15 protein-coding genes are annotated in these 22,591 nt (G+C 45.4%); 13 read left to right on the plus strand and 2 right to left on the minus strand.

Annotated features, from left to right (window positions below):
• The first annotated feature begins 68 nt into the window (after positions 1-68).
• The 10 genes from MKY42_RS06660 (at position 69) to MKY42_RS06705 (ending at position 17,219) form a co-directional block, all read left to right on the plus strand.
• Complete coding sequence (locus MKY42_RS06660; protein ID WP_339849864.1) at positions 69-566, plus strand: phage holin family protein; 498 nt, start codon at positions 69-71, stop codon at positions 564-566.
• A 242-nt stretch (positions 567-808) separates the two neighbouring features.
• Complete coding sequence (locus tag MKY42_RS06665; protein ID WP_339849867.1) at positions 809-1,747, plus strand: glycoside hydrolase family 25 protein; 939 nt, start codon at positions 809-811, stop codon at positions 1,745-1,747.
• A gap of 833 nt (positions 1,748-2,580) precedes the next feature.
• Positions 2,581-4,233: an ABC transporter substrate-binding protein gene (locus MKY42_RS06670; protein ID WP_339849870.1), complete on the plus strand. Its 1,653-nt coding sequence runs from the start codon at positions 2,581-2,583 to the stop codon at positions 4,231-4,233.
• Positions 4,234-4,388: 155 nt separating this feature from the next.
• Positions 4,389-5,393 carry an ABC transporter permease gene (locus tag MKY42_RS06675; RefSeq protein WP_339849873.1) on the plus strand — a complete coding sequence of 335 codons (1,005 nt, stop codon included), beginning with the start codon at positions 4,389-4,391 and terminating at the stop codon, positions 5,391-5,393.
• Between the two features lie 24 nt (positions 5,394-5,417).
• On the plus strand, positions 5,418-6,317 hold the full coding sequence (gene nikC, locus MKY42_RS06680; protein WP_090998627.1) for a nickel transporter permease: 900 nt from the start codon (positions 5,418-5,420) through the stop codon (positions 6,315-6,317).
• Positions 6,318-7,553: 1,236 nt separating this feature from the next.
• Positions 7,554-9,434, plus strand: a complete 1,881-nt coding sequence (gene htpG / locus MKY42_RS06685) for a molecular chaperone HtpG (RefSeq protein ID WP_063564526.1) — start codon at positions 7,554-7,556, stop codon at positions 9,432-9,434.
• Between the two features lie 2,247 nt (positions 9,435-11,681).
• Positions 11,682-13,097: a dGTP triphosphohydrolase gene (gene dgt / locus MKY42_RS06690; RefSeq protein ID WP_090894198.1), complete on the plus strand. Its 1,416-nt coding sequence runs from the start codon at positions 11,682-11,684 to the stop codon at positions 13,095-13,097.
• Positions 13,098-13,127: 30 nt separating this feature from the next.
• Positions 13,128-14,126: an MsnO8 family LLM class oxidoreductase gene (locus tag MKY42_RS06695; protein WP_339849885.1), complete on the plus strand. Its 999-nt coding sequence runs from the start codon at positions 13,128-13,130 to the stop codon at positions 14,124-14,126.
• 361 nt (positions 14,127-14,487) lie between these two features.
• The gene (locus MKY42_RS06700; protein WP_177185628.1) at positions 14,488-16,200 is read left to right on the plus strand and encodes a methyl-accepting chemotaxis protein; all 1,713 of its coding nucleotides are present in this window, start codon (positions 14,488-14,490) and stop codon (positions 16,198-16,200) included.
• Positions 16,201-16,244: 44 nt separating this feature from the next.
• Entirely contained in the window at positions 16,245-17,219 is a 975-nt protein-coding gene (locus MKY42_RS06705; protein WP_339849889.1) for an RNA methyltransferase, read from the plus strand.
• A 136-nt stretch (positions 17,220-17,355) separates the two neighbouring features.
• Here the strand turns inward: MKY42_RS06705 and MKY42_RS06710 are convergent, their stop codons facing one another.
• Positions 17,356-18,312 carry a D-2-hydroxyacid dehydrogenase gene (locus MKY42_RS06710; RefSeq protein WP_339849892.1) on the minus strand — a complete coding sequence of 319 codons (957 nt, stop codon included), beginning with the start codon at positions 18,310-18,312 and terminating at the stop codon, positions 17,356-17,358.
• Positions 18,313-18,501: 189 nt separating this feature from the next.
• On the opposite strand from MKY42_RS06710, the gene thpR reads away from it, so the two are divergent.
• Together thpR and MKY42_RS06720 are read left to right on the plus strand one after the other, a co-directional pair.
• Positions 18,502-19,110, plus strand: a complete 609-nt coding sequence (thpR, locus tag MKY42_RS06715; protein ID WP_179265565.1) for an RNA 2',3'-cyclic phosphodiesterase — start codon at positions 18,502-18,504, stop codon at positions 19,108-19,110.
• 130 nt (positions 19,111-19,240) lie between these two features.
• Entirely contained in the window at positions 19,241-20,098 is an 858-nt protein-coding gene (locus MKY42_RS06720) for a cell wall hydrolase (protein WP_090894207.1), read from the plus strand.
• A gap of 278 nt (positions 20,099-20,376) precedes the next feature.
• On the opposite strand, the gene MKY42_RS06725 is transcribed toward MKY42_RS06720, so the two are convergent.
• A complete protein-coding gene (locus MKY42_RS06725) occupies positions 20,377-21,597 on the minus strand; it encodes a glycosyltransferase (protein WP_090901907.1) in 1,221 nt (406 codons plus the stop codon).
• Positions 21,598-21,954: 357 nt separating this feature from the next.
• Here MKY42_RS06725 and MKY42_RS06730 point away from each other — a divergent pair, with 357 nt between their 5' ends.
• Entirely contained in the window at positions 21,955-22,536 is a 582-nt protein-coding gene (locus MKY42_RS06730) for a TetR/AcrR family transcriptional regulator (RefSeq protein ID WP_090894209.1), read from the plus strand.
• Positions 22,537-22,591 lie beyond the last annotated feature (55 nt).

Raw genomic sequence — 22,591 nt, forward strand, 5'->3', positions numbered from 1 at the left:
AAGTTTATCTAATTATAAGGTAGTAATTAATTTTAATTTCCATCTGCTAAGGAGAAGGAGGTGAAACCATGGAACGATGGGACACCCTATGGAAATGGCTCCTCGCTCTAATAACCAGCTCAGCAACCTACTTCTTCGGAGGCTGGTCAGGCGTGCTCGGGGTACTGCTTGTGTTCGTCATCCTCGACTATCTAACCGGAATCGCGGCGGCGGGGATGAATGGCAAGCTCGAGAGCAATGTCGGCATGTTCGGCATCGCACGAAAGGTATTTATATTTGCAATGGTATCGGTGGCTCATCTGGTGGACGGTGTTCTGGGAGACGGACATTTGTTCAGGGATGCGGTCGCCTTTTTTTATATCGCGAATGAGTTGTTGTCTATAATTGAAAATGGGGGCAAATTGGGCGCACCGATCCCGCCTGTGATTCGTCAGGCTATTGTAGTGCTCAAGGGAAAGGGAGGAACCGGGGAACTGCCCGGTAACTTCTCCCCTAACGCCAAAGACTCCTTTTCGCAGGCAGATTCAGATGACACAGATTCACAAACAAGAGATGGCACAAAGTAGCTACATTCTAGCCATCCAAACTTACCTTTCACCAACAATCAGGGATACGCACACAAGCAACTCCAGATCCCCACGCATTAACTATAGGAGCATTTTGCATCAATCAAGAGAGTGACTTCCAATCAGCAATGTATAGATCAGAATGATCTAATCTGTCTATACTTGTACCCGGGAGCGCTTGAATCGAATGATGCAAAATGCTGATACAAACGGCAATTTGCCGCATAAAGGGTGTGAGAAACATGCAAACGAGAAGCTCGGGCAACACGCAGGGCATTGACGTCTCCCGTTACCAAGGCAATATTGACTGGGCCAAAGTGAAGGCAAGTGGTATGACATTTGTGTTCATCAAGGCCACAGAAGGGCAGACGTATACCGATCCGAATTTTCAAACCAATGTAACTGGCGCACTGGCGGCAGGCATGCTGGTCGGAACGTACCACTTTTTTCGCGCAACGACTACCGATGGTGCCAAAGCAGAAGCGGCGCATTATGCCAATACATTGCAAAAAGTAGGAGGCGCCAAGGCACTGCAACTTCCACCCGTCATGGATTACGAGAACAACCCCGGCAACCTGAGCAAAGCGCAGATCAACACGGTAGCCAAGGTTTTTTTAACGGAATTGCAGCGTCTTACGGGTGTGAAACCGATCATATACACGGGCAATTCATTTGCCGGGAATTTTGACACATCACTCAGCTCATACGATCTATGGATTGCACGTTACAGCAACACACGTGTACCGGATGACCAGCCGGCATGGAAACGTTGGACGTTCTGGCAGTATACGGATTCGGGCAAGGTGAACGGGATCAGCGGCAACGTGGATGTGAACGAGTTCCAAGGATCGGCAGCGGAATTGAGAGCAAGATATGCAACAGCAACACCAAAGCCGCCAGAGCCATCCGAACCGACCAATCCCACGAATCCAACCGAACCACCGAAAGGGGGCGAACCGATGACAGCCGAAGAGAAAGCAGCGTTTGATGCGCTGAAATCCCAGGTCGATAAACTGCAGGCGCGCCAGCAGATGGAAGTTCCAGTCTGGGCAAAAGCTGCCGTGGACGCAGCGCTGGCATATGACACCAAAAATCCGCTGTTCAGCATCGATAGTGGGGCGAGTTATGATTTTTACCGTTTTATCACGGTCATGTACCGCAGAGGTTTATTCAAAAAATAAGCTGACATAACTTAAAATATAAGTTAGACCTAGTTTTAAAAGAGAGAACACAACAAGGGACACACGACGCATTTTGTCGAATGGTGTTCCTTTTTTGTGTTTTATGTAAATGATATTAACATATATAATAAAGTTGAAGACTTATGTCCGTAAATCTCTTGTCTAATTGATGAATGTGATGTAAAGTAAGTTACACGAAATCGATTTTCACCACTGTTTATTTACACAATCCTCCTCATCATGACAAGACTTTAACATGAAAAGTTATTGTAATGTCTCCCTGTTGTAAAATCCAACATCTCTAGATCAATCTCACAACGTATTGAAACAATTCAATCCAACCTGCTTGAGAAACCACTTAAATGTCCTGTTTACCAAATTTCTGTTCCGGCTAATCGTCATCATTAGACGTTGCCAATTACATTTTAGCCATGACGTTTAACGCGTAGTCAAACCCTAAGCCAAGCCTTTAGCCAAACTCCATACCAAACAACACTACCTTTCTCTCTAAATCAGCCTTATTAAGCCGCCACCAAGTCGATACCATTCTGCTGTTGCTTATTGACCTAAGTTCAATTATTACGCAACGAGCACAGGTAATTCATAACTCGCCACATCATCCGAAAAAAACTAACAAAATGTGTACGGTTACATTCCGTTTTACACTTCATATATATGATTTAACATATCCAGATTTACAACACAGGTATCAAAGGCATCTAAAGCCTTTCATATGATACAAGGCACCAAACCGATCGATTGTAATCATTGGAGTTTTTTCACGCCAGTATCACACACATTATGAGACAGGGAAGGGTGTTGTACGTATGCGAATGAGAAAAAAATGGTTATCCGGGGTCATGGCCATGGCTATGAGCACAGTGTTGATTCTATCGGGCTGCTCTAGCACCAGTAACGAGGGTACAGGCAATTCCCCCGCTCCGGCAGAAGGTAGCGAGCCTCCGGCAGAAGTGGCAGCACAGGATACGATGATTATGGGACGCGGTGGAGATTCCGTGGCACTGGACCCGGCAATTGTGACGGATGGGGAGTCGCTGAAGATTGGCCATCAGGTATTCGACTCATTGCTGGACTACAAAGAAGGTGGAACCGAGGTTGTTCCTGGACTGGCTGAGAGCTGGGAGATTTCGGCGGATGGACTCAAGTATGACTTCAAGCTGAAGTCCGGCGTGAAATTCCACGATGGTACCGACTTCAACGCAGACGCTGTGGTGTTCAACTTCAACCGATGGAGTGATCCGGCCAGTGAATATAAATTCGAGGGAGATTCCTTCGACTACTATGACTCCATGTTTGGTCCGGAAGACGCACGCGTGATTAAGGAAGTGAAGGCGATTGACGAGACAACGGTCGAGTTCACCCTGAACCAGCCACAAGCGCCTTTCCTGCAAAACATTGCGATGACGCCATTTGGTATTGCAAGTCCAACTGCGATTCAGGAGAAAAAGGAAAATTTCAAGAGCGAGCCCGTAGGCACAGGCCCATTTGTATTCAAAGAGTGGAAGCGGAACGACTCCATCACCCTGGAGAAGAATCCGAATTATTGGAAAGAGGGACTGCCGAAGCTGAACAAAGTGATTGTGCGCTCCATCCCAGATAACACGGCTCGCTTCAATGCGCTGCAAAACGGCGAGATTGATATCATGGAGGACTTGAACCCGGACGATCTGTCCATCCTTGAGGGGAATAGTGAGCTGCAAAAAATCGAGCGTCCACCATTTAACGTGTCATACATTGGTTTCAACTTTAAGAAAAAACCGTTTGATAACGTGAAAGTAAGACAAGCCCTCAACCATGCGGTAAACAAACAGGGCATTATTGATGCTTTTTTTGCGGGACAAGCGCAGCCAGCGGTGAACCCGATGCCGCCAACGCTGTGGGGGTACAACGATAGTATTGAGGACTATGCTTATGATCTGGAAAAAGCAAAAGCGTTGCTTGCCGAAGCTGGCTACCCTGACGGATTGCCTGATCCGGTAACATTCTATGCCATGCCAGTATCCCGGCCGTATATGCCTGACGGCAAGAAGGTTGCCGAAGCGATCCAGGCCGATTTTGAGAAAATCGGAGTGACCGTCAACATTGAATCACCAGAGTGGGCAACGTATCTGGATGATGCCAAAGCCGGGGAGAAAGACGATATATACATGCTCGGCTGGACCGGTGATAACGGTGACCCGGATAACTTCCTGTACACGCTGCTCGATAAGGATGCAATCCCGGGCAACAACCGCAGCTTCTACGTAAACGAAGAACTGCATACGTTGCTGACGAGTGCGCAGAAAGAAACGGATCAGGACAAACGTGCGGAACTGTACAAGCAAGCGCAAGTGATTATTAAGCAAGATGCTCCATGGATTCCACTTGTGCACACCACGCCTATTCTGGCAGGTAAAGCGAACCTGAAGGATTTCGTACCGTCCCCATTGGGCACGGAATCCTATGCCAATGCCTACTTTGAATAACTTATATACGAGCTGAATTTAGTATTATCAGGATTCAATAGTTACAAAGCGCTGGCGTATACGCAATGCTTGGCAGAACCCACATCAGGATGTAACGATCTAAAGCATGCATGTCTGCCAGCGCTTTTTATACGTTAAAGGCAGGTGAATGAGGAGTGAACAGTTACATCGTCAAACGTGTACTCGTGTTACTGCCCGTGCTGCTGGGCATGACCCTGATCGTCTTTTCCATTATCCACGCCATTCCAGGTGATCCGGCCGAGACCATACTCGGGCAAAAGGCAACCGAACAATCCAAGCAAGCTCTGCGTGACCAGCTCGGACTGGACAAACCCTGGTTTCAACAATATTTCGCTTATCTGGGTGATCTGTTTAAGGGAGATCTGGGCACATCCATCCGCACTAAGGTTCCCATTGCCCAGGAAATTGTGCCCTATCTGACAGCGACCCTTGAATTAACGATGGCGAGTATGCTGTTTGCGATCACTATTGGCGTGAATGCAGGGATCGTTAGTGCGTGGAAACATAACTCGTGGTTCGATTACTGCTGCATGGTCATTGCATTGGTGGGTGTATCGATGCCGATCTTTTGGCTTGGGCTGATGGAACAATGGCTATTTGCGAACAAACTGCACTGGTTGCCATCCATCGGCAGAATGAATGCGCGTGATCCCATTGAAGCCATTACGGGCTTGTATGTTCTGGATACGATGATTGCCGGACGTTGGGATCAGCTGTGGACGGTTACAAAACATTTGCTGCTGCCAAGTATCGCGCTTGGAACAATTCCGATGGCGGTTATTGCCCGGATGACGCGTTCCAGTATGCTCGAAGTAATGAGTTCGGACTATATCCGAACCGCGAAGGCAAAGGGACTCGGCCCGTTTTTCGTCGTATATGGACATGCGTTGAAAAATGCGTTTATTCCCGTGCTCACCGTCATCGGCATACAGACCGGATCTTTGCTGGGGGGAGCCGTGCTGACGGAAACGATCTTTGCTTGGCCCGGTGTCGGTCGCTATATATATGAAGCAATTAGTTCGCGCGACTATCCGGTGATCCAGAGCGGCATCCTGATTGTGGCCTTCTTCTTCGTAGTGATTAATCTGATTGTAGACTTACTGTACGCCGTATTCGATCCTCGCATTAGTTATAAATGAGTATGAACAGAAGGGAGACGCCGCATGGCCAAATTATCGACCAATACCGGAGCTTCCATTGACGCCGCGTCGGCACCTGCATCGGGTCCGTGGCGGGAAGCCTGGAGAACGTTTCGGAAAAATCGGCTTGCGCTGGCAGGCTTGATTATTATCGTTTTTTTCATCCTGCTGGCCTTTGCTGCCCCGTATATTGCCCCGTATGATTACAAAGAGCAGGTGCTTACGGATCGTCTGCAGGCCCCTTCGGCAGAGCATTGGTTTGGTACCGATGATCTGGGGCGTGACGTATTTTCCAGAGTGCTGCATGGAGCGCGCATTTCATTGTGGGTGGGTTTCTTTTCTGTTATTGGCTCTATTATTGCGGGCGCATTGCTCGGTCTGATTGCAGGATATTATGGAAAATGGGCTGATATGCTCATCTCGCGTTTGTTCGATATCCTGCTCGCTTTCCCTGCTATCCTATTGGCAATCGCCATTGTGGCGATTCTCGGCCCGTCTTTGCAAAATGCACTACTCGCGATAGCGATCGTGAACATCCCGACCTACGGACGACTGGTGCGTTCAAGGGTACTTAGCTTGAGACAGGAGGAATTCATTACGTCAGCGCGTACGCTGGGGGCTGGCAATATGCGAATTCTGTTTCGGCACATCTTGCCCAATAGTCTCACCCCGCTCATCGTACAAGGCACACTGGGGATTGGAACAGCGATTATTGAAGCGGCTGCACTTGGATTCCTCGGCATGGGTGCCCAACCACCTGACCCGGAATGGGGCAAAATGCTGTCGGATTCCCGCCAGTTTCTGCAAAAAGCGCCGTGGACGCTTATTTTCCCCGGACTTTCCATCATGTTCACCGTGCTTGGTTTCAACTTGCTCGGGGACGGTTTGCGCGATACCCTTGATCCAAAGATGGCCAAAAAGTAGAGGTTTGCATCTCCAACCGTACCCTGCAACCGTAACCGTAACCGTAACCGTAACCGTAACCGTAACCGTAACCGTAACCGTAACCGTAACCGTAACCTAAATGTATAACCGACCTCTGTAACTCTAACTTTTGCTGTAACGCAGCTTGAACGCCAACGCTAAATGTAAGTGTAATTTGTAGCTGTAATCCAACTTCTGTTCCAAATCTAACGAACTTAGGAAGCCTTATTCTGCGATTTACTGCCCATCTCCCAGTCTAACGACTTTCAAACACGCTATTTTACGAAAAACCTGCGGAAAGTCTCCAAAGGTCGACTAAAGGTAAGAAATAGCGTGTCTACGATTTGTTAGAATATGAAAACATCTTAAAGGGACCAATTAACGTCAGTGAGGTTCCTTAGCGTGGGCTTGCCATTATCAACCGCCCCTAAGTTAGTCAACCAGTGCGCCTGTTGCTACACAGCAAGGTGGATGACCCTTCAAAATACATTAGAGGGGAACGATGTGATACTAGCTACTCTTCCAACATACTTATTACAATCTGTCTCCAAGCCGGTTCGAACTTTGGTTCGAGGCGGCTTTTGTGTTGCATGATGTATTGAGCTAAAATGGTTAGAGATGTGCAAAACTTGAAGTGTTATTCGATGATTTTGTTAAAATAACTGCCTTCGTATTGACACCCAATTTTCCCATATGTTATATAAAAGGAAGGGTTTAGCACTCTGATCATCAGAGTGCTAACAAATGATGTTTTTACTACACGACTACATATGGAATGATTGTGTTTTTGAATATGGATTTAATTAACCTTGAATAGGACATTAGAGTGGAATGAGCCAGATAAAGCCTGGCACGCGAAAGAATGATCAATAGATTTTCAATTGATTAAAATCTCAATGTTTAAAATCAGTTGGTGAATGGTTCGGCAATAGTGAAGGGGACGAAATCGATTCTGTAGAAGCGAAGCTTCGCCTTTATCCCCTAATTTCTCCCTTTTTAAAAGGAGATCAAGGAAATTAGGGGATAACAAAGAACGATTCGTAACCGGAACGGCTAGACCGCACAAAATCATGCGCTTATTTTAAATGAGGAATAGAGTGAATCAAAAAAATCTAGGGATCAAAGCGATTGAAGGCTTTTCTAGTAACGTAACATTCTGCATGGGAGTATTCAAAGGTTTACTTTCTATATTTAACCCAATCATTCTATCCCCAATTTGAAAGGAGACACCCATTCATGGCTAAAAAAGAATTCCAGGCTGAATCCAAACGCTTGCTGGATATGATGATCAACTCCATTTACACCCAAAGAGAAATCTTTTTGAGAGAACTGATCTCCAACTCCAGCGACGCCATTGACAAAATATATTACAAAGCACTGACGGACGACACACTAGTTTTCAACAAAGAGGACTACTACATCAAGCTTACCATCGACAAAGAGAACCGTACGCTCACGCTCACTGATACAGGAATCGGGATGACCCAGGAAGAGCTGGAGAACAATCTGGGGGTTATCGCAAAAAGCGGCTCGCTGGCGTTCAAGAAAGAGAATGAAGCCAAAGACGGACACAACATCATCGGACAATTCGGGGTTGGTTTCTACTCCGCATTTATGGTGGCGGACAAGTTGACGGTAACCAGTAAAACGCTGGGCAGCGACGAAGCATGGAAATGGGAATCCGAAGGCGCGGACGGGTACACGATCTCTCCAGCAGAGAAAGATTCCGTGGGTACGGAAATCGTCCTGACGATTAAACAAAATACCGAAGAAGATTCGTATGACGAATTTTTGGAAGAATACCGCCTGAGATCCATCATCAAGAAATACTCTGACTTTATTCGCTACCCGATCAAGATGGATGTGACTGGTCAGCGTGCAAAAGAGGGTACAGAGAACGAATTCGAAGAGTACAAAGAAGAGCAAACCGTGAACAGCATGGTGCCGATCTGGCGTAAAAATAAAAGCGAATTGACCGAAGAAGACTACAACAACTTCTATATGGAAAAACGCTACGGTTTTGACAAACCGCTCAAACATCTGCACATCAGCGCGGATGGCGCAGTGGTATACAATGCAATCCTGTTTATCCCGGAGAACACACCGTTTGATTATTATACAAAAGAGTATGAAAAAGGCCTTGAACTGTACTCTAACGGTGTATTGATCATGGACAAATGCGGTGATTTGCTGCCAGATTACTTCGGATTTGTAAAAGGTATGGTGGATTCGGAAGATCTGTCCTTGAACATTTCCCGTGAAATGCTGCAACACGACCGTCAGCTCAGTCTGATCGCGAAGAACATCAAAAACAAGATCAAGAGCCAACTGCAAAGCTTGCTCAAGGACGAGCGTGAGAATTACGAGAAATTCTATCAAGCATTTGGCCGTCAGTTGAAGTATGGCGTATACAGCGACTATGGCGTGAACAAAGACACCCTGCAGGATCTGCTCTTGTTCTCGTCTTCCAAAGAGAAGAAGCTGGTGAGCCTGGACGAATACGTTTCCAGAATGCCGGAAGATCAGAAGTACATTTACTACGCATCGGGTGAATCCATTGAGCGGATTGAGAAGCTGCCGCAGATCGAGGGTGTACTCGATAAAGGTTATGAAGTCTTGTACTTCACCGACGACATCGATGAGTTTGCAATCAAGATGATCACGAATTACAAAGAAAAAGAATTCAAATCCATCTCCAGCGGTGACCTGGGCATCGAGGACAGTGCAGATAAAGAAGAGACGGACGCACAGGACAACGACAACAAAGAGTTGTTCGAAGCGATGCAAGCACAGCTCGGCGGCAAAGTAAAAGCTGTTAAAGCTTCCAAACGCCTCAGAAGCCACCCGGTATGTTTGTCCACCGAAGGTGAGCTGACGATTGAGATGGAGAAAATCCTGAAAGCTATGCCGAACAGTGAAAATGTACAGGCGGACAAAGTGCTGGAGATCAACGTAAATCACGATGTCTTCAAATCCTTGAAAGACGCATTTGCACAGGATAAAGAAAAACTGAGCCTTTACACAAGCTTGCTGTATCATCAAGCATTGCTGATTGAAGGACTGCCAATTCAAGACCCGGTTGAGTTCACCAACGATATCTGCAAGGTTATGGTTTAAAATCCGCAATACTGCAGTGATATAACGGTGTAACAAGAAAGCTAGGTTACAACATTTTACGTAACGTAAGGGTTTAAGGTACGGTAGAGTTCTTTCTGTAACCTGCAACGGCCTAACCCTTGCAACCACCATCTGCACTCCGACAGGGTATTTCCTTCCTGTCGGATTTTTTACTGTAGACATCAGGATTTGTTAATAAAAACAGCGGAAGTAGTGAAGAGGCGGATGATACTGGAGAGAACAGCGATATTTCATGTATTTGAATTGTCCGAATATGAACTTTCATAGAGGAACTGTCGCATCTCATTTTACAATTCGTGATAATAACAAAGTGAGGCTATGTAGGTAGGTCATGTGTTATGGATAGTGGTTCTTACTGATGCAATTTTTTGAAAATGAATAAAACTATTTTTACAGAAAAATTTCTTTGGTATTGATACATACTATCCTCAGTGATACAATTTGTATCAAAAGCGATATTGAGAGGTGAAAGTATATTAAAGTATTATCCGCCCCTAAACCTTTTGATAATTATTTTAAAATATGGGCCATTGTTTTACCTATAAATTCTTGGGTTTTAATGCCTTCAAATCCAGGAACAACGCCTGGGCTACTTTTATCCTTGTTATCAGTTGTTTTTGTGCTTTTATTTGCTATTAGTCTAAAATTCAAAAACAATATGGAAGTTAAACAGGTAACCAATTATTTTTATAGAGACTTAATTATTTTTGTTTACGTGTTAACGTTATTTAACGCCTTAGCACAATTAACTGTCTTATTTAAAATGAATGGAGGATATGACTACAATTTCGTACACAATGTTATATTAGTTAACGAAAATGGGCATGTTTTTTTAAGATCGAGCCTATTTACTCAATCCATTTATCTTATTGCTGCTTCAATAATTTGCTTTTACACTAAGTACTTTTACAAGAAGGAGTGGAATAAGTACATATTCATAGGCACTTCTATATTTCTTATTTATGGGTTTTACGAATGGTTTTATTATTTACTATTTGGAACAACTGGAGACTTTTTAAGTAACAGAGTATTTGCTTTAGATATTAACGGTAATCCTAGATTGGGGAGCATGAGTCAGAGAACTGATGCTTTTGGAATAGATACACTCAGGATGAAGAGTCTAACAGGAGAGCCAAGCGCTTTCGCGCTAACTGTATTACCTCTCTGGATATTCGCAATACATTTACGCAAACCTTTATTCCACATTCCCATGCTAATAGCATTAATTTTATCGACCTCTTCAACCGCATTTTTAGGAATATTAATTTATTTCATGTATAGAGTTTTGCGTTATCATTTAAGAGATAGGTATTGTCAAATACTAATATATTTCTCCGCAATTTTAGCTATCCTAAATTATAAAAGGATTGCTTCCGTTCTTGAATTCTTACTATTTAATAAGATTGATTCCCACTCTGGAATTCAAAGATCCTCTTCTATGTTCAAACATCTGGAATATTTTTCACATATGCCATTTTTCAACAAGTTGTTCGGGGTTGGATTTGGATATGTTCGCTCAACTGATTTTTTCTCTACGTTATTGGTTAATAGTGGTATTATTGGATTTATTTTATTTAGTATATTTTTCTTATATCCAATGTTTAAATTAAAGAAAAGTTATTTTAATGATGGTCTTAAAATTTCTTTGCTAATAATTTATGTATCCTTAATGATATCCGTCCCGGAATTTTCGTACTTGACTACATGGTTGTTTTTGGGGATAAGTTACAATCAGCTAGCGAGAGAAAAAAAATCACCCCTTCTTCACAACTTGAATCTCGCAAAATTTCAATCATCAAAAGTAATGTGAGGATGTCGGAACTTAGAATTAAATGTTCGGTAAAGTAGATTTCTCATTCTTTGAGGGATACTTTATCGAACTTTTTTTTGAATAGAATTTAATCAATGGGATACGTTGTACTTATTAACTCAACTTTCGCACCTAGAATATTATCTTAAACCCTTAGGGGCGTATGTAAGAATTCAGTACAGCAACTCCTATTGACAAAAAACACCTCAAAATTTGAGTGAATTATAATGTCATTTTATATCATTATCATTTAGGTGCACGGATGATAGTCTGGCAGGGTATAATAAGAGAAGACGACTGTGTATCACAAGTTGATGTGAGAAGAGATGACAATCGCAGACAGGTTTTGCTTTTCGAAACTGCAGAATATGTGTATAATCACTCAAAATAGAGACAGTCGGCTAGGAGTGATCAACATGCAATGGAACGATCTGAGAGAACATAGACAATACCCTGAACTAACGAAACTGGATGGGGCTCGTGCAGCCTATGAGCGCGACTATTCCAGACTGATACATTCACCGACCTTTCGTCGGCTGCAAGGCAAATCGCAGGTATTTGGCGCAGGAACAGGCGATTATTATCGCACACGATTGACCCACTCCCTGGAGGTGGCGCAGATTGCACGAGAAGCAGCAAGAAGCTTGCTGCGTCGCTACCCGGAGGTAGAATTGAACCAGGCGGACAGTCCCGGACTGATTATTGATTCGGAAGTGGTGGAGTGTGCCGCGATTGCGCATGACTTCGGTCACCCGCCTTTTGGGCATAAAGGTGAAGAAGTGCTGGATGGCATCCTCGATGGTCTCATTAACACAGAGGTCAAGAAAATCATGAAGAAAAATCGCGGGGCCAAATCACCTCAACCGGAAGCGGAGATTCGTGCAGAGCTCAAGCGGAAGTACGAGCATTTTGAAGGCAACGCGCATAACTTCCGTCTCATTATGTTTCTGGAAAAACGGGAAGATATCGATGGGCTGAACCTGTCGGATGCGGTGCTGCTCGGCATCAACAAGTATCCGTATCCCGGCACGGAGAGCAAGAAAGGCATGTACCATCATGAATGGCAGTATATCCGCGAGATTCGCAATCGTTGGGACATTCCTGCTGGCAAAAAGACGCTTGAAGCACAGCTGATGGACCTCTGCGACGATATTGCGTATTCCGCACATGATCTGGAAGATGGCATCAAAGCAGGCAAAATCGAAGTACACGAGCATTTCCTGCAAGATCCGCATATCAATCGATTGATTGTGGATAAGATTACGACGCTGGAGGATCTGTTCTGGAACGGATGGACAAGGGAAGCGATTGGCAAAAAAGTCGAAGAAGTTCTCGCTTCGTTCCTGCGCATCTGGAATGAAAAGATGCCGTTCTGCGAGCATGATTACTCACGTACCCGCCGTGAGGTCAAGGCTTACTGGGTCAGTCTTTTTGTCGCTAGCCTGGGGGTTATTGATAACGGAGATTGGAAAAAGGTGACGTTTGTCCGTGAAGGTGCCGAGGATCTCGATATGCTGCGTACGGTGAGTGTGCTCAAGAGCTTTGCCTGGGTGACCATGATTCGTGACCTGCGTGTGCAGAGGTTGCAAAAGCGCAGTGAATGGATGATCAAGCGTCTGTGGGATGCTTTCCTTGACCCGGAAACGTCCAAATCCATTATTCCGTCCGACTGGCTGCAACGCTATGAGAAGGATCAGGCGAAGGCGAATCCGATCTGGACTTGGGAGCATATGGTGATCGATTATATTGCCGGGATGACGGATGCTTTTGCCGAGAAAATATACAATGAACTATACGGTCTTAAGGTCGGTTCCATCTACGATCTGGATTAGAGATAAGCAAGACGAAGGGAGATGAGACGCTTGGGTGCGAATATCAGTGGAAAATACAATCTAGGCGTACTTGACCTTGTTCCAAGGTTGAACGGCGCCACAGCAGAACAGGCGCTGCAACAATCCGTTACACTTGCGCAGCATGCTGAAGTATGGGGCTATTCAAGGTACTGGACGTCTGAGCACCATGATATGGACGAACTTGCATCAGCATCACCTGAAGTGTTGCTTGCCCATATTGGCGCGCGAACGAACACGATCCAGCTTGGCTCTGGTGCTGTGCTGTTACCACATTATAGCCCGCTTAAGGTAGCCGAGTCATTTCGACTATTGGCGGCGCTCTACCCGGGGCGCATTGAGTTAGGCTTGGGACGTGCTCCTGGGGGCGGTCCTCATGCAACGATGGCCTTGAGTGGCAATTACTTGCAACATGTGTCCAAGTTGCCTGAGTCGCTCACTGCACTAACCGAACTGCTGGAAGACCGCTATACCTATGAAGAACATCCGGTGACGGCCCGCCCGATTCCGGAGCTTCCATTATCCTTATGGATGCTGGGGACCAATGTAAAGAGCGCTGAGTTTGCTGCCCGCTTCGGTATGGGGTATGTATTCGGACAATTTATGAGTGATACGGATGGTACCGAGGCTGTGCGGCGTTATCGGGAGGGGTTTATCCCCAGCGCCAATAGGAAAGAGCCGGAGGTTATGGTTGCTGTCAGTGTACTGTGTGCGGAGACGCAGGAAGAGGCGTTGTCCTGGAGCCGCGAAATGGCGGAAAGACGCAGAGCCGTTGGGAAAGAGATTTCTACGCAGGCTGACAACATCAGCACAAGTTCAAGCAATAACAACGGGACCACTGATGCCACTGAGAATGGAGTACAGCGGCATTATGCCGGTACACCTGCACAGGTCTGGGATCAGTTGCAACAGGTGTGCCAAAGGCTAGATACGGATCGGCTACTTGTGGTGACAGCTGGACCGGATTACGAACGAAGGTTGGCCTCTTATAAGTTACTGATGAACGCATGAGAGGACGACTGTTAGCCGTTGTGATACAAAGAATGGCGGGTCCATACCTGCCATCTGCATGGATTCAAATCGTAAGAGTTGCAGATCGGATATTTGCCGTATGCTGCAGCTCTTTTTTGCTTCATTTAGGTCATAATTTTACATTATTCGATTCCGTTCAACAGATGGTGTGAAATAATCACAAGATTTTACAAAATAAAGCATGACTAAAACAAAAGAATGTTATAATACTTTACGTCTCTTTTCCTATAGATATAATATAGAAAAGAGTATTTTGCAAGATGCCAAAAGAAGGGTAAAACAACGACAAAAGCACCTAAAATACGGAAGTGGCCGAAGATGGGCACAAGGGGGAAATCACATGTTTAGCAGATTCAGGATCAAGAGTATCGGTCTGCGTATCAGCATTGCGTTCTATTTATTAATCCTCTGTTTAATTCTTCTGAGTGTCACGATTATTACACGAATGAATTCAATGGAAAATAACACGAATGATATCACCAATAATTGGATACCATCACTCCAGCAGATTAACCGATTGAACTATACGACAGAACATATTCTGTCATTGAGTTATCGCCATTATGATGCCCAGGCAAGTGAGAAAGCAAACCTGGCTGAAGAACGTACTAAATACATTCGCGAAACAGCTCAGGCTATTAAAATGTATGATCAACAGGATAAGTCTACGGAAGAAAAGGAACATTGGGACGCACTGAAGATGAAGTGGGAAGCGTACCTCAAGATTAACACGCAATCCATCAAGCTGAGTGATGAAGGCCAGGAACAGTTGGCCAAGGAAGTATCCGAAAAAGGGGCAGCTTCCTTTGATTCCATGCAAGTTCATCTCGATTATCTGGTGCAGTACAATCAGGAGCAGTCCAATATCTCTGCCGCGCAGACCATTCGATCCGTACAAGATGGCAGGATGATCATTTTTGTGGGTGTCCTGATTATGATTGTGATTACAGCCGTCAGTATTCCCATTATTCGTTCACAAGTCGTTAAACCGCTGCTTCGGGTGATCAGTGCCGTGAAACTGATTGCGGAAGGTCAATTGAATGTCCAGGACATACATACCAAACATGAAGACGAAGTGGGTGTTCTTGCCAAAGCCGTGAATGACATGAAAGGTAATCTGACCTCGATGGTATTGAATGTCAGACGAATCGCTGAAGCCGTCAACCGCCAAAGCAGCGAACTGGCCATTTCCTCTGAAGAGGTTAAGATCGGCAGTCGACAGATTGCCATAACGATGGAAGAGTCGGCAAAAGCGGCAGAGAGTCAAGCGGAAACGGCTGTTGAATCTGCCCGTACTGTTGAAGGATTGAACGCACATATCCAGCAACATTCCGAACAGGGGAATCAGCTTAGACTGATGTCAGATCTCATTTTGAAACAAGGACTGACCGGTCGCGAATCCATGGAGCAATCCGTAAACCAGATGCAGCAGATTGCTGGTGTAGTTTCGTCTTCCATGAACAAGATGGAACAGCTGGACCGCAAAAACGAAAATATATCGCAGTTGGTTCAAGTCATTCATGACATTGCGCGACAGACCAACCTGCTTGCATTGAATGCTTCCATCGAAGCTGCTCGTGCAGGAGAGAGTGGACGCGGATTTGCAGTTGTTGCAGCAGAAGTGCGGAAATTGTCCGAAGCCGTTCGAACTTCTGTAGAGGAGATTACCGTCATCACGGAGGACATCCAGAAGGATTCTCAGGGTGTTGTTGAGGAATTGCGAACAGGTGTACTGGAAACAGAACGAGGGCAGCAGCAAGTACGTAATTCCGGCAATCTGTTCCGTACCATTAGTGAGTCGGTAGAGGGTATGGTTCAAGTCATTGGTACAATGACAGATGGTCTGGAAGGTATGCAGGAAGCGAGCGGACGGATGAATGATTTCAGTCAACAAATCTCGGCAGTATCAGAAGAATCCGCGGCGAGTGTAGAGGAAGTGTCAGCGTCGGCTGAGGAACAGGTGAGTTCAATGGAAACGATTAGCGGCAATATTCAAACCCTGAAAGACCTGTCCGAAGATCTTCTTTCTTCCATTGAAAAATTAAAAATATAAAACCTCTTCTTATAATAGAAGAAACATGAAGGACGGCTACCATATTGAGCTCTACAAACAGCAAAGATTCAGTTGTCGGAAGTTACGTATATACCTTCGCTTGTCATGAGAATGAACGTGCCCTATGTGAATTGGAATTGGAAACGATGCTCGTTCCTGGAACAGATATTGGTTCAGGATATCACGCTTATGTACGCTCCAATATTTGCATTCCACCAGGTAGAAGTCCATTTGTCCGGGGCAGACTGGATGTGATGGCCGAAGCGGATACAGTAGCAGGTCTGAAACCTGCTGCTTCACAAGTCGCCCTGTCATCTGGTGAAACGTTCAAGGTTGTCTGCTTGAAAGAGGGCGATGACATGCCGGATTATGCACATTCCCGTCTGCTGGAAAAAGAGCTGGGCATGTGCATTCAAGGCAAAGCTATGATGAAACAGCCTGACGTGACTTTTGGACTAATGCAGGTGAATGGAAAATGGCTCTTCGGTCAATGGACTGAGGCTGATCGCTCGTGGCAAACCCATCATCACAAGCCGCAAAATTACTCTACGGGCCTTGGTGTTACGTTAGCCAGAGCGTTGGTCAATATTGCTATTCCGCAAGTGGAGGGACATCAGTTGCTCGATCCGTGCTGCGGAATGGGAACCGTTGTAATTGAGGCGTTGTCGATGGGGATTGAGGCAAGAGGTAATGATTTGAACCCTTTGGCAGTACAGGGTGCACGCATTAATCTTCCTCATTATGGGTATGATCCAGCCAGAATTACCCTCGGGGATATGAATGATTTGGAAGGTTTCTACGATGCAGCCATTCTGGACATGCCATATAATCTCTGTTCTATTCTTCCGGATGAGGAGCAACTTGCTATGTTGACGAGTTTGAAGAGACTTGCAGGACGAGCAGTGATCGTTTCCACCGAATGGGTAGCGGGGCACATTCTGGATGCCGGATGGAACATTGATCAGTATCGAACGGTGAGCAAAGGCACGTTTATACGTCACATTTGGCTCTGCACATAGAACGGTTGAACTGAAAATAACAGAAAAAACCTCGGTACCGGAAAAAATTCATTTTCCGGTACCGAGGTTTTTGATTTTTGTAGGGAAACTACCTTACATGGATTTGTACAATTTCACATAGGAGAATTTAGCGTTTTTAGTATTTATGACTATAATTCACCAGATTGAGCGGGAGGGTTTGTCCAGCAATATACGCTTCCAGGTTTTGAACAAAAATATCAAGCGCCCGTTCGGTGTATTGCTCTGTACTGCCTGCAATGTGCGGCGTAATCAGGACATTGTCTTTACCCCACAGCGGATGATTGGCAGGGAGCGGCTCCTCCTCGAATACGTCAAGTGCAGCAAAGGCAACCTGCCCACTGTCCAGTGCACCCAGCAGAGCTTCCGTATTCACGCTTGGACCACGTCCGACATTGACGAAACAGGAACCGGATTTGAAGTGCTCAAATGCAGTCTGATTATAGATATGATGGGTTTCATCTGTGAGTGGCAAAATATTGATGATGTAATCGCCTTGCCCCAGTGCTTCATGAAGGCCGGACATATTGTACATTTGGTCTACATTCGGAACGTCTTTTCCGGAGCGCCGAACCCCAATGACCTTCATGCCCAGTGCCTTGAGAATGCGCGCTGTTTCTGATCCGATCTCTCCGACGCCGACGATAACCGCAGTTTTGCCATGCAATTCTGGCAGTGGTTTGCCTGGTGATTTCCACTCCGCCTGCTGCTGGTGCAGCATCGCTTGTCTGAGCCAGCGGCTGTGGGACAACATCATGCCCAGAATGATTTCAGTAATGGGAATAGCGTGTACGCCATTAGCACTGGTTACAAATATACTTTTTTGTTCCAAATCTGAGAAAGGTAGGTTATCCACACCTGCTGACCAGACCTGAACCCATTTCAGAAGACTGTTTTCTTTCAGTGCATGCTCGGTTACCAGAGGAGACCAGCCTACGATGATTTCGGCTTCTTTTAACTCCGATGTATCAATCTCCCTGGCTTTGCCAACCGTAAGTGTATAACCTGGTGCTGCATCCAGAATGCGTTGCTGCTGCTTTGTCGACAAGGATGGAAAACATACAATTTTACCCATAGTTAGTGGCCTCCTGAATGGAAATATGTTGTGGCTTTAGTGTAGCAGAAAAGAAGGTGATGTGCGTAAAAGGCAGGAATACAGCCTCATGTGCAAATCCCAAAAATTGTGTCACTCTATACTTAACCAGCTTGAAACCATAGAGGCGACTGTGAAATAATAAAGCGAACTTTAGAAGAGGTGTATACCATGAATAACTATTCACATTCACATACGGATCTTCCATCCCGACGGGAACGATTATTTACTGCACTTCGAGTGCCGGCACATATTCAGAATTCACTTCGGATGTCTGCGGAACAGGTGCAAGGAAAGTTTGATTTTCGCAAATGGACGGACTACCGGGATTATCATATTACATTGCAATTTCTGGGAGATACCCTTGTTAGTGACATTGGCCAACTTCGGAAAGTGCTGCGCTCGGCAGCGTCCGGATTCCAGCCTTTTGAACTGCAATTATCCGGATGGGGAACGTTCGGTTTGGAAGAGACACCAAAGGTGCTGTGGAAAGGTGTTGAAGGAGAGATCGACCAACTGCATCTTTTGCAAAAACGGATCGTGGATGCAACTTTCTCCCTTGGATTCGAACCTGAATTAAGACCTTATTCTCCTCATATTACGATCGCGCGTAAATTTCTGGGTGGGGACCCAGGAAATGAGGATAAAGGAATATTTGAAGTGCTTCCAGGGCACTTTTTGGGTGTTAATTCTTGGATGGTGCAAGATTTTGTGCTTTATGTGACACAGCCAGGTCAGGCGCCGATGTATGAGGTCGTGGATACGTTTTCTTTTTCCTGAAACTCATTGATATGACATAAAATCACATTGACATTACGTTATTCCCTATGTAATATTAGCCATCGTTATTCAAATTCTTTTTTTGTGGTTACTAAGTTTAGGGAATTGTTTCGACAGGAGGAATCTTCGAATGGATATTATAAGCAAGAATCGTTGGGTGGCACCGATGTTATCTGTGCTGCTTGTATGTATAGTGGGGGCTAATGTCGTCCAGGCGACTGGAAAATGGAATGAGGCAAGTGATAGCAAACAGATGACCGAACTTGCGGCTTCTGCGGAAAATAGCGAAAATTCTTTTAGCGGAGACAGGCGGATGATGGAAGACGGGACAAGTCTGTCTACTGAGGCGTCTATCCAGGCTGATAACTGGACCAATTCGCTTCCGGCCAAGAACTGGCTCACGACTGCTCAAGAAGAGCAGCAACAGAAAGAAGCCAAGGCTAAACATGCGGCCCGAGCTGCAGCAGCGGCCAAAGCAAAGAAAGAGGCTGCTCTCAAATTGGCGAAAGTAGAGCGTGCCAAAGCGGTAGCTGCAATTACGACTCCCCCCCAAAAACTTTACTTTACGCGGACCAAACTTCTGAACCAGGAAGACTCGAAACTTGCAACCTGGTCATACAGTGTGTCCGATAAAGAGCTGCTTCTGCTGCAAAAAATCGTCATGGCAGAGGCGGAAGGTGAACCGTACGAAGGCAAAGTGGCAGTAGCCAATGTTGTCTTAAACCGGCTGCGGTCAGCCAATTTTCCCGATACCATTTACAAAGTAATCTACCAGAAATCTCAATTCAGTCCTGTAGCGAACGGGCGCTTGAAACGTGTTACTCCCAATGAGGACAGTATCAAGGCAGTTAATGCAGCGTTGAATGGGAAAAAGGAAGTCGCCGATGATACGTATTATTTCTTGTCATTGACGCTTGCGGACGATCTCACAGTGGCTCGCTCCCAGAAAAAAGTAAAAACGATCGGGCATCATACTTTTTACAAGTAATTGACCTGTAAATTCTGCAAACAGGCAGGGTAGTTAACTATGTATTTGATACATAGACCTTGAAAAGCTCTGTAAATGCAGTTTTATTTCTTCGTTTTTAATTTATTTGGACATGAGGGGTTGTTATTTAAATTACCCTTTTTTGCAGCAAATCATACGGAGATATGAACGAAATAAAAGAAGGTTCCCTTCCGGATCAATGGAGGGGAACCTTCTTTGTGCATGTCTTTAAGAGATGAAACGCCTTCGTAGAACGACTAGAAGGGGTCATAGAGCTGCTAGAATGGGATTCGGGTACCTGACAGCGAAGTTGCCCCAATTCCGGCTGTGAAGCGCTCCTTGGGTGCCGATGTGACTTCCGCTGTAGCCGGGAACAATAAATCATGGACAGCCTGGGCACAACACGTTGGATCATAGGTGTTTCTGTTACCTGGATTGTGAACTGATTTCAGCTGGCTTTCAGCTTGATGCGGTGCGTAGACCTGCTCACACAAATGTCTGAAGCGATCCGCAATAACGTCAGCAGAGTGAATGACCTGCCCGTATCCGGCTTGTACAAAATATTCACAGTTCTCTTCTTCCTGTCCCGGCAATGGAGGTACGAATAACATCGGCAGGCCTTTAGCCAATGCTTCCGTACAAGTCATGCCACCTGGCTTCGTGATGAGCACATCCGATACGTCCATCAGTTTGCTGACCTCGCGGGTATACCCTAGAATGCGTATATTTGGATGCTGGAAGCAGGACATCTCCTTCAGCTTGGCAATCATTTTCTCATTGCTTCCCAGACAGAACAGCAGCTGCACCCGATCCGCCCATGACGTGAGGGCTTTCATATGCTCTTCATCAAAAGAAAGTCCCCATCCGCCACCCATCAGCAGAGCTGTAGGCATGTTCTGAAGCCCCATTTCCTGTCTGAGGCTCACTTTGTCTCCGGCTTCCCAGAAATCAGGATGCACAGGAATGCCTGTGATTTGAATGCGTGAAGGCTCAACACCCCTGATTTCAAGCAGAGCCTTTACCTGTGGCGTGGATACTAAATATTTGTTGACCTCGGGATTAATCCACGTTGCATGCACATCGTAGTCTGTGACGAGTGTATATAGTGGAATATTAAGTCCCTGACGTTTCAGTCGTGAGATGACCGCATTCGGAAATGGATGGGTGCAGATCACGGCATCGGGTTTCAATTGGGATACGACTTGAGCCGTCTGTGTATAGAAAATCCGGTGCAAGGCTAGTTTGGTAAATCCGTTTAGTGATTTGTTGTATTGCGTCCGGTACAGCAGACTGACCAGCTTGGGCTGAACGGTTAGTGTCTTGCGGTATGCGGACAGAATAAGCGGAGCCATGGTTGGATTTAAAAATTTGCCCAGCTCAATGACCCGGCTATGCACATGTGGACTGACTTTCTTAATGCCGCTTGCGAGCGCGTGGGCGGCCTGGGTGTGACCGGTGCCGAAACCTTCGGATAACAAGAGCACTCTTGGTTTTCGCATGAGTTCACCTTTATTCATCAATTTAAATTTAACATTCATAGTCATACCGCACGTTGCATTACTACATGAATATACAGCGAAGCGGAAAATCATGTTCATTCGTTACATATTTACACTATAGTTAATGTTCTGATACATCGAAACTTCGTCTTTATCCGTGTTATTGGAGTCATCATACACTATAGACGACGATAGAAGCAGTTTCCACTGCATTTCGGTTAAAAAAAATTAACACAAATTTTTAATGTTAGGGTTGCAATCTGATGATGAGAGTGGTAATGTTGGTTTTGACCGAATGACCGAATTGTATTTTTGGTCATTTAAAGAGGACGATCAATGAAAACGAGGAGGGATATGATGGCTCCGATTGACAGGAGACAGCAGGTCATTCATGCAGCCGCGCAGTCTTTTGCCATGTTTGGATACAAGGCAACCACGATGGATCAGGTAGCGAAGATTGCGAATGTTGGCAAGGGAACGATCTACACGTTCTTTACGAATAAGGAACAATTGTTTGATCAGATTTTGGTGGAAGTAATCCAGGAAATGAAAAACATTGCTCATCGTGAAGTTCATCAGGAAAGTGCTTTTTTTGATAATCTGTTTCGTGTGCTTGATTCATTGCTGGAGTTTCGCCGTGATCACGATTTGCTGGTTAAATTGTCCCAGGAGCTTAAGGATTTTGGAACTCTTCAGGCTAAGGAAGGTTTGGAGAAAGTGGAGAAAGTCATCTCCGATTTTCTGGCACGGGAGCTTGAGAAGGCAAGAGACAACGGAGAGATTCGGGATTGTGATCCACAGGTAGTAGCCTTTATGATGATTCGTTTGTACATTGCCCTCACCTCAGACTGGAGCAAGCAACACGAGCCGCTGAGCAAAGAGGAAATCAAGAATTACTTTCGCCTTTTCTTAATGGAAGGAATTGCTGCTGCAACGTAGCCCGAATTTATTCTACTATAATATGGGTTAGTCTTGCGTATTGCAGGCAGTGAGG

This window comes from Paenibacillus sp. FSL W7-1088, assembly GCF_037969855.1.
Classification (GTDB): Bacteria; Bacillota; Bacilli; order Paenibacillales; family Paenibacillaceae; genus Paenibacillus.